The organism is Parapedobacter sp., assembly GCF_053550995.1.
Window position 1 is genome coordinate 1 of sequence record NZ_JBMQOC010000134.1, and the last position, 13,496, is coordinate 13,496.

Genomic DNA, 13,496 nt, shown 5'->3' on the forward strand with positions numbered 1-13,496 from the left:
AAACCGGCGAATCGCTGGCCGCGGAAAAACCGGACAGCTTTACGCTGGGGACTTCCAACCTCTGGGCATCGCTGGAAAAAGACACCGTGTCCGCTTTCCCTGAAACGCCCTGGGCCCTGCAATTCTCAGACGAATATCACATTGACGAGGGCAGGTCCGACTGGCAGTGGGAAACGGGCTTCGGAAACATGAATACGATTACGGAAGCGGAAAAAATCAGGGACCACAATCTGCGGGCGGTATACGGCAACTGGTCATACCTAAAAAATAATAAACCGGAGAAGTATGGGAAAAGGGAATTGGCTTGGGTGGCGTACATCGGCGGCAAACGGGAATCACGGCGCCTGATGGGCGACCATATCCTTAACCAAATGGACGTACAGGAGGGTAAGATGTATCCCGATGCTACGGTAACCGCCACATGGACAATTGACTTGCATTTCCCGAACGAGAAGAACAGCCTGTATTTTCCGGGCGAGGAATTTTTTGCCGGCACGAAACATATCCGGGTAGCGCCGTACACCATTCCATATCGGTGCTTCTATAGTCGCAACGTACCCAACCTTTTTATGGCGGGCCGCAACATCAGCACTACACACGTTGCTTTTGGCAGCACGCGGGTCATGCGAACCTGTGGCATGATGGGCGAAGTGGTCGGCATGGCGGCATCGATCGCTCACAAACACAAAACGACCCCCAGAGGCGTGTACGAACAACACCTCGATGAATTGGTCGGTATGATTAAAGACTAGGCGAGCAGATAACTAGTTTTGTTTTTACCAGACACTAGTGCAAAGAATTGCCTAAGTTTGGCGCGACCATGAATGATTCGATCATAAATAACATCCCCGCATCCAGCGTCGAGGAGCGCTTCCTCCACTACGTACAGATAGATACGCAATCCGATCCGACTTCCTCAAGCTGCCCATCCACTGAGAAGCAGAAAAACCTGGGCCGGGTACTCGTTGACGAACTACTGGCCATCGGCATTACCGATGCACATATCGACGAACATGGTTACGTTTACGCCACCATTCCGGCTAACATTGAAAAAGCCGTACCGGTCGTGTGCTTCTGCACCCCCATGGACAGGGCGCCCGATTGTTCGGGAACGGGTGTTCAGCCCATCGTGCACCGCAATTACCGCGGTGGCAACGTGGTATTACCGGACGACCCCGCCGTGGTCATCAAGCCCACGGAACACCCCGACCTGGAAAACCAGCTGGGCAACGACATCATCACCGCCAGCGGCACCACCTTATTAGGGGCCGACGATAAGGCGGGCGTGGCCGAAATCATGGCCGCGGCCGAACTGCTGATGGCACATCCCGAAATCAAACACGGCACTATCAAAATCCTATTCACGCCCGACGAAGAGATTGGCCGCGGTGTGGACAAAGTGGACTTGGCCAAACTGGGTGCTGATTTCGCCTACACCATGGACGGAGAAACGGCAGGTTCCATCGAAGATGAAACCTTTTCGGCCGACGGCGTAACCGTCACCATCGATGGCATCAGCGTGCATCCCGGTTTTGCGAAAAGCAAACTACAAAGTGCACTGAAAATAGCGGCCAGCGTCATCGATTCGCTGCCCAAAGACCGACTATCGCCCGAAACAACCGGCAACCGGGAGGGTTTTGTGCACCCGGTGTCCATCAAAGGGGGGGTTGAACAGGCCACCATCGAATTTATTGTCCGTGATTTTACCGACGAAAACCTGCTTCGCCACGAACAGGAACTGGAAGGGATCGTAAAAAAGGTGATATCCCGCCATCCCGGCTGCAGCTATCGGTTTGCCGTAGCCGAACAGTACCGCAACATGAAACAGGTACTCGACCGCTATCCGCAAATCATGGAAATCGGCTTGGAAGCTATCTGCCGGGCAGGCATGAAACCCATCCGTCGGAGTATCCGCGGTGGGACGGATGGCTCACGTTTGTCTTTCATGGGTCTCCCCTGTCCCAACATATTCGCGGGTGGGCATGCCTTCCATGGAAAAGAGGAATGGGTATCCGTACAGGATATGGAAAAGGCTGTTCGAACCATTTTGCATATCGTTGAAATAGCCGGAAGTCGGCATTAATCGCAAGAAAATCATACGCCATTCATATGTCATCAACTCATTTCGAGACCATCAAACAAGTTATCAGCCATCGCCGCGCGATTTTTCCGCCCAGCTATACCGACCGGGTTATCTCCAAGGAACTGCTGACCGAGCTATTGGATTGTGCCCATGCGGCACCCACGCACAAGCTCACCCAGCCGTGGCGGTTCATCGTGTTCCGCGAAAAGGGACTGGTGCGGTTGGCCGACCAGCTGGCAGCACGCTACCAAGCACATTCGTCACCGGAACAGTTCCTTCAGAAAAAGCTTGAGAGTACACGCGATAAAGTATTGCGGTCGGGAGCGGTGGTGGCCATTGTGGTGGCATATAGCGGTACGGTGCCCCAATGGGAAGAACTCGCTGCTACCTCATGCGCCGTACAGAACCTGTGGCTTGCCGCCTCGGCCGCCGGTATCGGCGGCTATTGGAGCAGTCCCGACACCATCAAGCATATCGGCGACTTCTTAGAACTGGCGGCGCATGAGGAATGTCTTGGCTTCTTTTATATGGGATACCACGATGAGCCCCCGCGGGGCGCCAATCGCAGGCCATTGGCTGAGAAAATCCGGTGGGAAGAATAGCGCCGGTATAAAACCGATACCAACCCTATTCGTAGGTGATCTCCAACCGCCCCCTATTCCCGCTCCATTTCGGCCCTTCTACCAGTAACCGCCGTAACTCGGAGAGCAAACCTGCGTCGGTTTCACCTACCGCATGGATATCGGTCGGCACTCCTCCTGCATTGATATCAAAATTCAGTATTGTTTTTCCTTTCAGCGAAATATCCGTCAGGCCCCGGTTTATATACGCATTGAATGCGTCCCACCCTCCTTCCGGATAAGCATCGAGTCCGGCATCCGTGGCTGCGACCACCCGGACGTTTGCAGGTGTTTCAGGAGCAGTTAACTCCACAAGCACCTCCTTTTCAGCGGATGATTGTTGCGCCGGCTGATGGCGCATCCACAGCAATACCAACACAAGAACCATAAGCACACAGGCCGTGGCCGCTACACTAAGGCGCTGCCACCCAAAGAAAAATGCATTGCGTTCCTTCGCCTGACCTGCAATGCGATCGGCCAGCCGCTGCTGCAAAAGGCTCAACTGCCGGTGACTGACCTCCTTCTGTAACCGGTAGCCATCAATGGCATCTTGCAACAACGGGTCGTCAAGCGCCTCCCGTTCGAGCTCATACATTTCGTCCTTGCTGAGCTCACCGTTGAGGTATCGTTGTATACGCAAAATGTGGTAACTATTGTCCATGCTTATCTTTCTCCATACAGATTTTCAGATTGCGTTTGCCGTTTTGGATGTGGCTCTTTACCTTATTGAGTTCGTAGCCCGTGATGTCGGCGACTTCCCGGTAACATTTCTGCTCAAGATAAAATAACCGGACACATGTCTGCTGCTCGGTATTCAGCGTTTCCAAACAAGACTCCATCAACGCAAGTTGTTCCTCCGGAATTCCTTCCCCTTTATGATGTTGATGCAGAAAGGCGTCACTTTCCACAAGATGGTCGTCGATATCGACGATACTGATCCGATTGGCCGACCGCAAATCCATGAGGCAATGGTTACGCGCCAACGTGTATAACCAACTTTTGAAATTGCTGACCTCATGGACTCGCAGCTTCGCGATGAGCGACTCGAAAATCTGCATCACCGCATCTTCGCTCTTTGCTTCGTCTTTATAATATTTAAAGCACAATCCATAAATGAGGGGCATATAAGGCTCATACAGCTTACCCAACAGCCGTAGCTCACCGGTTTCCCGGTAACCGACCAATAGTTTCTGCTCTTCAACTGCTGATGCCATCGATGATACGTTAACCAAACGTACGAAATATACTGGACTTTCTATAAACCTGAGTTCGATTATTATTTTCGACTCAGAACGCTTTGAAAGGGTCAGGTTCAACTGAAAACGACGCTGGAATAGCGGGCTATTTCGAGGAGTTTTCAGCAAGAAGATGGCCCTTTCAAAGTGAATAAGGAAAGAAAGCTCGTCCAATAGCTACCCTATGCGGCGTTGCCTCCGCTTGCTTTATCCCCATAAAGCTGCGCAAAGGCGCCTTGCCTAGGATTGCTATTAGACTTCTGAGTCGAAAATAATAATCGAACTCAGGTTATAACGATGTAAAGAGGGCGGAAATTCCACACCTGGACTTTGGTAATTCAACTAGCGTTGGCAGATTGCATCAATAATCAAGTGGCGTTCGGCTCGTATGTCTAAATCGTACGATACGGATCGTTTTCTCCATCACCCTGTACGATATACAAAAATGGTACTTCTCGAAGGCTCGCCAAGAGCCGTCATTGTCTTTTCTATATTTATCCAATGGATACTTTAAAGGGTTTTCCGGAAGGGTCAGCGTCAAATCCACGATGTGTCCACTACCTTCCGGGCTTGCTGAGGTGACTCTTGAGAAATGTACTCGAAGGTTTTAGTCAGTTCATTTTTGGCGCGCTGGCTCCAAACCGTTACCATTTTTTGATTTCGGCCTTTAAGTCGATTCCGGTGATGTATTTACCCTGCTCAATCTCGGCGTCTCCTGCTTCCAAATCTTGGTTATATTCCGCTATGGTTTGACGCTTCTCCACGGTCTGGAAATTTATTCCCATTAACTTCAACGTGCTCAAAAGCCATTTTTCCTTTTTGGCTTCCTTAATGTTGTCGATATCAATAATCAATTCCATAGCTTTGACGCTTTATATTTTCAAAGCTAGCTTTTCTGGCTGTAAATCCAAAACGGGTGCAATTCAGAACCTGTCCATTGTCGGTAATTGGGCAATCAGAATCGCCCGTTACGGACGCACAAAAAACCGGGGCAAGTTGCCCCGCCCCGGTTCCGTTTCATGTGTTTGTGAATCGTTAAGCGCCTATAAACTTCGACAGACGTTAGAAACACCAGCCATTTGCTTCAATTAATGCTTGGGCTACCCGTTGCCGGGCTTCCTTGATGTTAAAGGGCTCCGCCTTTGTGAAGCGCCGGATGCCGACCAACATCATTTTCAATTCGTCGCCTTCGGCAAAGGAGTGAAGCGCTTCCTTGCCAGCGAGGTATACGCGGTCTATCGCGGTATGCAAATAAATACGTGCCATATCTACCTGCCGTTGCACTGCTCCCTCTCCCCGCTGTCGCACCAATTTCTCGGCCCGGAGCAGTGTCGATTCGGCGAGGTACACATCCCCGATGATGTCCGCAATGTTCATCAATATCTCTTGTTCCTTTTGTAAGGTCATCATTAGCTTCTGCACGGCGGCACCGGCCACCAGCAATCCCGCTTTCTTGAGGTTGGCAAGCAGCTTCTTCTCATAGGCGAAGGGTGCATCATCCGCCTCGCCGAAGTCGGGAATGGCCATCAGTTCACCAGCCACCGCCTGCGCGGGGCCCATGAGGTCAAGCTCCCCTTTGAGGGCACGTTTCAGCAGCATATCCACGATGAGCAGGCGGTTTACTTCGTTGGTACCCTCAAAAATACGGTTGATGCGCGAATCGCGGTAAGCACGTTCCATCGGCGCATCGGCCGAATAACCCATGCCACCATATACCTGCACCCCTTCATCCACTATATAATCAAGCATTTCCGAGCCCCACACCTTCAATATAGCGCACTCGATGGCCAATTGCTCGGTAGCCTTCAGCTTGGCTTTTGCCGCGTCCATACCACCCTTCACCAAGGCATCATACGTGTCGTCGATGTGCTGGCCCGCACGATATGCGGCACTTTCTACCGCGTAATTCCGTACGGCCATCTCCGCTAATTTATAGCGGATCGCGCCGAACTTGGAAATCGGCAAGCCGAACTGCACCCGTTCATTGGCGTAATTCACGGCTTGGCGGATTACCCTCCGCGAGGAGCCGATCGTGGCCGCGCCTAGCTTGATACGACCCACGTTGAGGATGTTGACGGCAATCTTGAACCCATTCTCGCGCTCAGATAGCCTATTTTCTACGGGCACGGGGCAGTCGTTGAAAAACAACTGGCGAGTGGATGACCCCTTGATCCCTAGCTTGTGTTCTTCGGGATTCATGGTGATACCACCGAAATCCCGCTCCACAATAAATGCCGTGAGGTTCTTGTCGTCATCGATTTTTGCAAATACGATGAACACATCGGCGAAGCCCCCATTGGTGATCCACATTTTCTGGCCATTGATGAAGTAGTGTGTCCCCTCGGGATTAAGCTTAGCACTTGTCCGCCCCGAATTGGCGTCGGACCCGGAGTTGGGCTCCGTGAGACAGTAAGCAGCTTTCCATTCGCCCGTAGCCAATTTGGGAACATACTTTTCTTTTTGGGCTTCGTTGCCATAATAGAGGATGGGCAGCGTACCGATCCCGGTATGGGCAGAAAGGGCGACAGCAAAGGAATGCCCAGCGCCCATGACATCAGCCACCAGCATGGACGTGTTGAAATTTTTACCAAAGCCCCCATATTGCTCAGGTACTGAAACTCCCAGCAACCCCAGTTCGCCCGCTTTATCAAGCAGGCTTTGCATCAGCCCCTCCTCCTGCGCATCAATGCGGTCCAGGTTGGGAAAGACTTCCGCTTCCAGAAAATCCTGGCAGGTTTGCCGGATCATTACCTGTTCCTCGTCAAACTCCTCCGGAATAAACACCTCCTCAAAAGACGTTTCCCGAATGACAAATTCACCTCCCTTGATGGTATTTTTCGTTTCAGTTGCCATATTTTCAATTGATTAAGGACAAAAGAATAAGGATAAAAGACTCCTTTCCGTTTCCTAGTTATTCAATGTTTTCAGAAAATTCGTTATTTTCTTTTGTATCAATACAATCTGTTCGCTCAATTCCGTTTGATTAGTTAACGAAATGAAACCTAAGTCACCAGCAAGAACTAACTGAGTTTCCAACTCAAACGAAGATCCAAGTGCCACCCGCAAGAAATAAGAAAACTCTTTATTAGAATTACGCGACGAACCTTCCGCTACATTGGATGGTATGGATACGCTACAACGTCGCATTTGACTTATGATACCATATTTCTCGCTATCGGGAAATTCCGCAGTTACTGTATATATTTCCTTGGCTAACTTCATCGACTCTTTCCAGATGGCCAACTGCCTAAAATTATGCATAACTACGAATCCTTAATCTTTAAATCCTTGCTCCTTAATCCTTGCTCTTTACTCCTTAATCCTTACTCTTTACTCCTTAAATCCTTGCTCCTCATCCATCCATCAAAGCATCTCAAACACCCCTGCAGCCCCCTGTCCGGTTCCCACACACATGGTTACCATGCCGTACCGTTGGTTCCGGCGTTTCATTTCATGGAATAGCTGCACGGATAGCTTGGCACCTGAGCAACCCAGCGGATGCCCCAATGCGATGGCTCCGCCGTTTACATTTAAGATATCCTGATTGATGCCGAGCTCTCGGACGACGGCCAGTGATTGGGCAGCAAATGCCTCGTTCAGCTCGATGAGCTCCATCTCTTCGAGTTTCATCCCAGCCATTTTCAATGCTTTCGGAATGGCAAAGATCGGACCGATGCCCATGATGCGCGGCGGCACGCCGGCTACGCCGTAGCTTACCAGCCGTGCAATCGGCTCGGCATTCAGCTCCTTCATTTTTTTCTCGGATACCACCAGCACAAATGCGGCGCCGTCTGATGTCTGTGATGAATTCCCTGCGGTAACCGTACCACCTGCCGCAAACACCGGTTTAAGTTTAGCCAGTGCTTCCAGGCTGGTATCGGCCCGCGGTCCTTCGTCGGTATCCACCACATATTCGCGGGTTTTGATCTTTTTACCGTTTTCGAGATAGGACTCCTTAACGGTAATCGGCACCACACCATCTTTCAAGTGCCCATTCGCGATGGCAGCCAGGGCTTTCTGGTGCGACTTCAGCGAAAATGCATCTTGATCCTCGCGGCTAACCTGGTATTCCTTGGCCACGGCTTCTGCCGTTAATCCCATCCCCCAGTACCAGTCGGGATGGTTTTTGGCCACTTCCGGATTGGGTACTAACTTCCATCCACCGAATGGCATACCCGACATGACCTCCACACCGCCTGCAATAATGGCGTCCGCCATGCCCGACTTGATCTTGGCCACGGCCGTGGCAATCGTTTCCAATCCCGACGCACAGTAGCGGTTCACCGTCACCCCCGGCACTTTTTCCGTATCCAGCCCCATCAGCGAAATCATCCTTCCGATGTTGAGCCCTTGCTCCGCTTCCGGCGTGGCGTTCCCTACAATCACATCATCGATCTGCTCCTTGTCTAGATTAGGTACGGAAGCCACGAGATGCTTAATTACATCTGCCGCTAAATCATCGGCCCGCGTGAAACGGAATACGCCCCTTGGGGCCTTTCCAACCGCTGTTCTATATCCTGCAATTATAAATGCTTCCATGTTTTTTTGTTTTAGACAACAGACATTAGACATCAGACGTTAGACCTTCCTGTCCAGCGCCTGCAAATCATCTATTTTTTTAGTTTTTCCTGAAACCCGTGAATCATTTTTTGCACCTCCTCGACATTATTCATTAGTGCAGCTGCGCCTTCATATCTTAATAAACCAAGTTTATCAGCGATAAACAGCTGAGTCAACAGCTCGTAAGCCGACCCTTTAGCTATTCCCAAAAAATGAACAAATTCTTTATCCGAGTTTCTACCAGAGCCCTCCGCAATGTTAGAAGCAACAGATACGACAGCACGTTTAATTTGGCTGGTTAACCCAAAGCGCTCCTCCTGCGGAAATATTGACACCGCTTGGTAAACCTCTGCAGCCAGTTCAATCGCCTTCTGCCAAACAATTAACTCCTTGAAATTATGAACCGCCATACCGTCTATTGTCTAGTGTCTAGTGTCTAAAAATCAATTCCTCAACGGTTTACCCTTGGTTAACATGTGCTGGATCCGTTCCAACGTTTTCCGTTCCCCGCACAATGATAGGAATGCCTCGCGCTCCAAGTCCAGTAAATATTGCTCCGACACTTCGGTTGGCGACGACAGGTCGCCACCGCACATTACCCATCCCAGCTTTTCGGATATCTGCTGGTCATGCTCGGAGATATAGTTTCCCGCACGCATCGAGTTGGCTCCCGCATAGACAATGCCTAATCCCTGCCTACCCAACACCGTGATATCGTTACGTCGTACGGGTTGGGTATACCCCGCTTCGGCTAGTTCGATAGCCTTTGCCTTGGCGTCAGCCAATAGCCGACTGCGGTTCATGCTGATGGCGTACTTACCGGCTTGGAGGTACCCGAGTTCGAATGCTTCCACCGCGGAGGTAGACACCTTAGCTTGCCCGATGGTCAGGAAACGGTCGCGCAGCACCTGTTGTACGATTTGCCCTTCTTTGAATTCGTCCGACGCACGGAGGGCGAACTCCTTGGAACCGCCGCCTCCCGGAATGACACCTACTCCGAACTCTACCAATCCCATATAGGTTTCGGCATGGAGCTGTACGAAGTCGGCATGCATGGAAAACTCGCAGCCACCACCCAGCGTGAGGTTGAACGGGGCAGCCACCACAGGAATTGCCGAGTACCGCAACCGCATAGCGGTATCTTGGAACGTCTTCACCGCCATGTTCAGTTCATCGTAATCCTGCTCCACGGCCATCATGAAAATCATGCCGATATTCGCGCCAGCAGAGAAGTTAGCGCCATCATTGCCCACAACGAGTCCGCGGAAATCCTTTTCTGCCAAGTCAATCGCTTTATGTAATCCCTGGATTACATCACCCCCTATCGTATTCATTTTGGTATGGAACTCCGCGTTGATGATGCCATCGCCAAGGTCCGTGATGGTCAGCCCGCTGTTTTTCCAGACTGTCTTTTGTCCTCGGATATTATCCAGGATGATTAAGCCCGCGGTACCGGGGATGGGTTTATACGACTTGCTCCCGATATCATAATAGTGCCGCACGCCGTTCTCTACCTTGTAGAAGGAGTCGTGGCCCGCGGCCAACATCTCCCGTACCCAATCGGCCACTTCGCCACTGAAACCGGGCACCCGCTTTTCTTCGGATTTTATCTTTTCCAGCGTTTCCGCCACACCCAGCGCATCCCACACCTCAAACGGCCCCAGCTCCCAGCCGAACCCGGCCCTCATGGCGTCGTCAATACGGAAAAACTCATCGGTAACCTCGGGTACGCGGCGGGACACATATTCAAACAACGGGTAGTGCATGGCGCGGAAAAATGCGCCCGCTTTATCGGCGCCCTGTTCATACACCTTCATCCGTTTGCGGATGTCGTCCACCGCTTTCGTAGCCTCCAACGTCGCCGCCTTTACTTTTTCCTGCTTACGGTATTCCAGGGTCTCCAGGTCGAGCGCAAGGATAATGCTATTGCCCTTATCGTCTTTTATCTTCTTGTAGAATCCTTGTCCACTCTTCTCGCCCAGCCATTTTTTGTCGACCATCTGCCGGATGTATCCGGGCAGTTGGAAAACGCCCCTGGCTTCGTCATCGGGCGCATTCTCGGCCAGTCCGTTGGCCACATTCACCAGTGTATCGAGGCCCACCACATCTGCCGTACGGAAGGTGGCGGATTTGGGGTGGCCCATTGCCGGACCGGTAAACTTATCCACTTCTTCGACCGTGAGGCCCAACTGCTCCACCAAATGGGTTAATGCCAACATGGAGTAGACACCAATACGATTGCCGATGAATGCCGGCGTGTCCTTGCAAAGCACCGTGGTTTTGCCCAAGAACTTGTCGCCATAATGCATCAGGAAATCGACCACCCCTGGCTTGGTACGGGGTGTCGGTATGATTTCGAGCAACCGTAGGTACCGGGGTGGGTTGAAGAAGTGGGTACCACAAAAATGTGCTTTGAAGTCATCGCTGCGCCCTTCGGCCATGAGGTGGATGGGGATACCCGAGGTATTGGACGTAACCAGCGTACCGGCTTTCCGATACTGCTCTACCTTGTCGAACACCTGTTTCTTGATATCCAGCCGCTCTACTACTACCTCGATGACCCAGTCGGCCGAGGCAATCGCAGCGAAGTCATCGTCGAAATTACCGGTCGTGATCAGCTTCGCGCTGCGTTTGCTGAATACGGGCGAGGGGCTGCTTTTGATGGCGCTCTCGAGCGACTGGTTCACGATGCGGTTACGCACGGTCTTGCTTTCCAGCGTCAGTCCCTTAGCCGTTTCCTGTGGTATAAGTTCTTTGGGCACGATATCGAGCAGCAATACTTCCACGCCGATATTGGCAAAATGGCAGGCAATTCGCGAGCCCATTACGCCCGAGCCCAATACAGCCACTTTTGTGATTCGCCTTTTGTCTATTGTCTCATGTGTCATATCTGATGTCTCATGTCTTATTCCGGCTTATACTGTATAGCCAATTGGTTGATGCGCTTCAACGTCCGTATGGTTGCCGTCCGTTCTTCGTCCGACAGGTGCTGGTCGAGGTATGCATTGAATTTACGCACCACATCTTTGGCCTGTTCCCTTTTTTCATTGCCCAATTCCGTCAAGAAGACTTTCACCGAGCGCTTATCGGCGCTGTTGGTCTCCCTATAAATCAACCCCAAACCTTCCAGGTTGTTCAGTATGCGCGATAAACTCGTGGTCTTCACCCCCAACAGGTTGGCAATCTGCGAAACCGGTGTGCCTTCCTTATGGATATTGATGAGTACATAGCCCGTGGCCTGGGTAATCCCGAATTGGGAAGCAATCTGGTTGTATTTATTTGCTGCCGACTGCCATGCGGCCTTCAGGTAATAGTCTATCGTATTGTCGTCGTTCATACCGGTTCTTACCTGCAATTTATTATGCATGCATAGCAAATTTAAGTTGAATAATCTGGGAATGCAAATTTTTTGTCGCCTATTTTGTTATAGGGCAGCAGCCTGCCGCCCTACCTACCCATCGAGATGCTATATGCCGGGCTTACTATGTGTATCGTTAAAGGTATGCCATCGTATATGGATGCTGCCAATCCGACGAGCCCTAAAGGCACAGGACCGGCTTGAAATCCTTCTTGGGTGCCTCACACAGTCCACAGGTATATCCTGGGGGCAAATCGTTAAAATCCAAGCCGGGCAATACCGCCGACAGTACATCACCGTAGGCAGGGTCGTAAATACTGAGGCAATGGGTACATTGGAACCGCTCATGCACGGGTGGACCATCAACCTCTTCAGGTAACCGGGCGGCCGCCCCGCTTGCGGTCCAACCCCCATCACCTACTGTCGAATCGTAAAAATCATCGCAGAGCGACTTGAGGATTTTGGGCAATGATTGCGTTGCTACCCCCTTTTTATAGGGAACGAGCACACGGGAATTGGCGTTGAAGTCTGGGGTGTACAATACGTCGAAGCACGTACCCTTACCTTCCTCGCCAACCTCTTTCAAAATAATAGCCCCCCAAATACCGCTGTTTGGTCCCATTTTGATGCCAAAGCAAAGTCGATAGGTCCTGATATTCAACCGGTCGAAATACCGGACGATGGAGCGCTTGAGCTTCAGGGCCGGCACGCACCAATCTTCGACCTGCCAATTCAGCTCGTTGGAGGCGTGGCGTAGATTGACGCGATGCTTATCTAGAATATAATCCCATTCCCGCCGGTCTTCCGGCCGGATATCCTTGATGATCAACGATCGCCATGGCGTGGTATACAGCTGGCCAATACGACAGGTCCGACAAGCTTCACAGACATCGAGCAGAAAGGAAACAGCATATGTTTCGTCCGGCCGGTAAATACCCAGCCAAAATTTGTCATCGTATCGGTTGAAACCCTCGTAATAAGGTAAACGGAATTCCGACTCGGCCAACGGTTGCACCGGTTCCTGGCAATGGAATTGCATCGACTCCTTCACCTTCGACTCGAGGCTTGCACCCAGGGCGGGGTCAGCTGCCTTGGGCAAGCCATCCCCATCAAGCATCATCGTTTCCAACTGCCGGCACACCTCGCCGATGTCCATGGAGTACACCAGCGAAGACCACTCGAATACGTGGTTGGTCTTTGGCCACCGGATGAAAACGTACCAGAAGTTACCCACGTCGGACGACACGAAATTCAGGTTGCCTGTATAATAAGGCACCAACGACTGGTTTGCATCGACGATATTGATCTTCAACTTCGGCACGAACTCAAAAGATGCCAGTATATCTTTGTAAATACCTTCCCGCAGCCACTTGGCCTGGTTAAAGATGCCGTCTGACACATAGGAGCTGACGATGTTGGGGTAATAATCGGTGTTTACTTCGTGCAGCAGTTCCTGGTTGAAAAAGTCGTATGTCAGCTCCTCAAGCTGCCCTGGGGTCGCCGCGAACAGCAGCTGCTGCCTGGTTCCGATTTTAACCGTTCGGATCCCAACGGATTCGATGGCTGTCAGCAACGTAGTGAAGTCGCCGATTGATGCAAAGCCTCCCGGCAGGTTCACTTTAACACGCTGCCGTGCGGAT

At 51.4% G+C, this 13,496-nt stretch carries 13 protein-coding genes; 3 read left to right on the plus strand and 10 right to left on the minus strand.

Annotated elements, in window-relative coordinates; all coding sequences use genetic code 11:
• The 3 genes from ACO1NT_RS18170 to ACO1NT_RS18180 form a co-directional block, all read left to right on the plus strand.
• A partial coding sequence (locus ACO1NT_RS18170) for an FAD-dependent oxidoreductase (protein ID WP_449050165.1) occupies positions 1 to 752 on the plus strand: 752 nt, incomplete at its 5' end.
• A gap of 68 nt (positions 753 to 820) precedes the next feature.
• Positions 821 to 2,083 carry a peptidase T gene (gene pepT, locus ACO1NT_RS18175; protein WP_449050166.1) on the plus strand — a complete coding sequence of 421 codons (1,263 nt, stop codon included), beginning with the start codon at positions 821 to 823 and terminating at the stop codon, positions 2,081 to 2,083.
• Positions 2,084 to 2,109: 26 nt separating this feature from the next.
• Positions 2,110 to 2,685 (plus strand): nitroreductase family protein, encoded by a 576-nt coding sequence (locus ACO1NT_RS18180; protein ID WP_449050167.1) that lies wholly within the window; start codon positions 2,110 to 2,112, stop codon positions 2,683 to 2,685.
• A gap of 25 nt (positions 2,686 to 2,710) precedes the next feature.
• Here the strand turns inward: ACO1NT_RS18180 and ACO1NT_RS18185 are convergent, their stop codons facing one another.
• The 10 genes from ACO1NT_RS18185 to ACO1NT_RS18230 form a co-directional block, all read right to left on the minus strand.
• Positions 2,711 to 3,364, minus strand: coding sequence for a hypothetical protein (locus ACO1NT_RS18185; protein WP_449050168.1), 654 nt, complete (start codon positions 3,362 to 3,364; stop codon positions 2,711 to 2,713).
• A complete protein-coding gene (locus ACO1NT_RS18190; RefSeq protein WP_449050169.1) occupies positions 3,354 to 3,917 on the minus strand; it encodes an RNA polymerase sigma factor in 564 nt (187 codons plus the stop codon). The genes ACO1NT_RS18185 and ACO1NT_RS18190 overlap by 11 nt, the downstream gene beginning before the upstream one ends.
• 665 nt (positions 3,918 to 4,582) lie before the next feature.
• Entirely contained in the window at positions 4,583 to 4,798 is a 216-nt protein-coding gene (locus ACO1NT_RS18195; RefSeq protein ID WP_449050170.1) for a hypothetical protein, read from the minus strand.
• Positions 4,799 to 5,000: 202 nt separating this feature from the next.
• Positions 5,001 to 6,791 (minus strand): acyl-CoA dehydrogenase family protein, encoded by a 1,791-nt coding sequence (locus ACO1NT_RS18200; RefSeq protein ID WP_449050171.1) that lies wholly within the window; start codon positions 6,789 to 6,791, stop codon positions 5,001 to 5,003.
• Between the two features lie 54 nt (positions 6,792 to 6,845).
• The gene (locus ACO1NT_RS18205) at positions 6,846 to 7,199 is read right to left on the minus strand and encodes a four helix bundle protein (protein ID WP_449050172.1); all 354 of its coding nucleotides are present in this window, start codon (positions 7,197 to 7,199) and stop codon (positions 6,846 to 6,848) included.
• A 102-nt stretch (positions 7,200 to 7,301) separates the two neighbouring features.
• The gene (locus tag ACO1NT_RS18210; RefSeq protein ID WP_449050173.1) at positions 7,302 to 8,477 is read right to left on the minus strand and encodes an acetyl-CoA C-acyltransferase; all 1,176 of its coding nucleotides are present in this window, start codon (positions 8,475 to 8,477) and stop codon (positions 7,302 to 7,304) included.
• A gap of 71 nt (positions 8,478 to 8,548) precedes the next feature.
• Complete coding sequence (locus tag ACO1NT_RS18215) at positions 8,549 to 8,908, minus strand: four helix bundle protein (RefSeq protein WP_449050174.1); 360 nt, start codon at positions 8,906 to 8,908, stop codon at positions 8,549 to 8,551.
• A gap of 33 nt (positions 8,909 to 8,941) precedes the next feature.
• Positions 8,942 to 11,386, minus strand: a complete 2,445-nt coding sequence (locus ACO1NT_RS18220; protein WP_449050175.1) for a 3-hydroxyacyl-CoA dehydrogenase NAD-binding domain-containing protein — start codon at positions 11,384 to 11,386, stop codon at positions 8,942 to 8,944.
• A gap of 17 nt (positions 11,387 to 11,403) precedes the next feature.
• Positions 11,404 to 11,835 (minus strand): MarR family winged helix-turn-helix transcriptional regulator, encoded by a 432-nt coding sequence (locus ACO1NT_RS18225; RefSeq protein WP_449050177.1) that lies wholly within the window; start codon positions 11,833 to 11,835, stop codon positions 11,404 to 11,406.
• A 202-nt stretch (positions 11,836 to 12,037) separates the two neighbouring features.
• Positions 12,038 to 13,496, minus strand: a 1,459-nt coding sequence (locus ACO1NT_RS18230) for a rubredoxin (RefSeq protein ID WP_449050176.1), incomplete at its 5' end; no start/stop codon positions are given.

Excerpts from the sequence above, each read along its gene's own strand:
- ACO1NT_RS18210 (WP_449050173.1), bottom strand. The coding sequence starts at position 8,477 with ATGGAAGCATTTATAATTGCAGGATATAGAACAGCGGTTGGAAAGGCC.
- ACO1NT_RS18200 (WP_449050171.1), bottom strand. The coding sequence starts at position 6,791 with ATGGCAACTGAAACGAAAAATACCATCAAGGGAGGTGAATTTGTCATT.
- ACO1NT_RS18220 (WP_449050175.1), bottom strand. The coding sequence starts at position 11,386 with ATGACACATGAGACAATAGACAAAAGGCGAATCACAAAAGTGGCTGTA.
- pepT (WP_449050166.1), top strand. The coding sequence starts at position 821 with ATGAATGATTCGATCATAAATAACATCCCCGCATCCAGCGTCGAGGAG.
- ACO1NT_RS18190 (WP_449050169.1), bottom strand. The coding sequence starts at position 3,917 with ATGGCATCAGCAGTTGAAGAGCAGAAACTATTGGTCGGTTACCGGGAA.
- ACO1NT_RS18195 (WP_449050170.1), bottom strand. The coding sequence starts at position 4,798 with ATGGAATTGATTATTGATATCGACAACATTAAGGAAGCCAAAAAGGAA.
- ACO1NT_RS18205 (WP_449050172.1), bottom strand. The coding sequence starts at position 7,199 with ATGCATAATTTTAGGCAGTTGGCCATCTGGAAAGAGTCGATGAAGTTA.
- ACO1NT_RS18225 (WP_449050177.1), bottom strand. The coding sequence starts at position 11,835 with ATGAACGACGACAATACGATAGACTATTACCTGAAGGCCGCATGGCAG.
- ACO1NT_RS18215 (WP_449050174.1), bottom strand. The coding sequence starts at position 8,908 with ATGGCGGTTCATAATTTCAAGGAGTTAATTGTTTGGCAGAAGGCGATT.
- ACO1NT_RS18185 (WP_449050168.1), bottom strand. The coding sequence starts at position 3,364 with ATGGACAATAGTTACCACATTTTGCGTATACAACGATACCTCAACGGT.
- ACO1NT_RS18180 (WP_449050167.1), top strand. The coding sequence starts at position 2,110 with ATGTCATCAACTCATTTCGAGACCATCAAACAAGTTATCAGCCATCGC.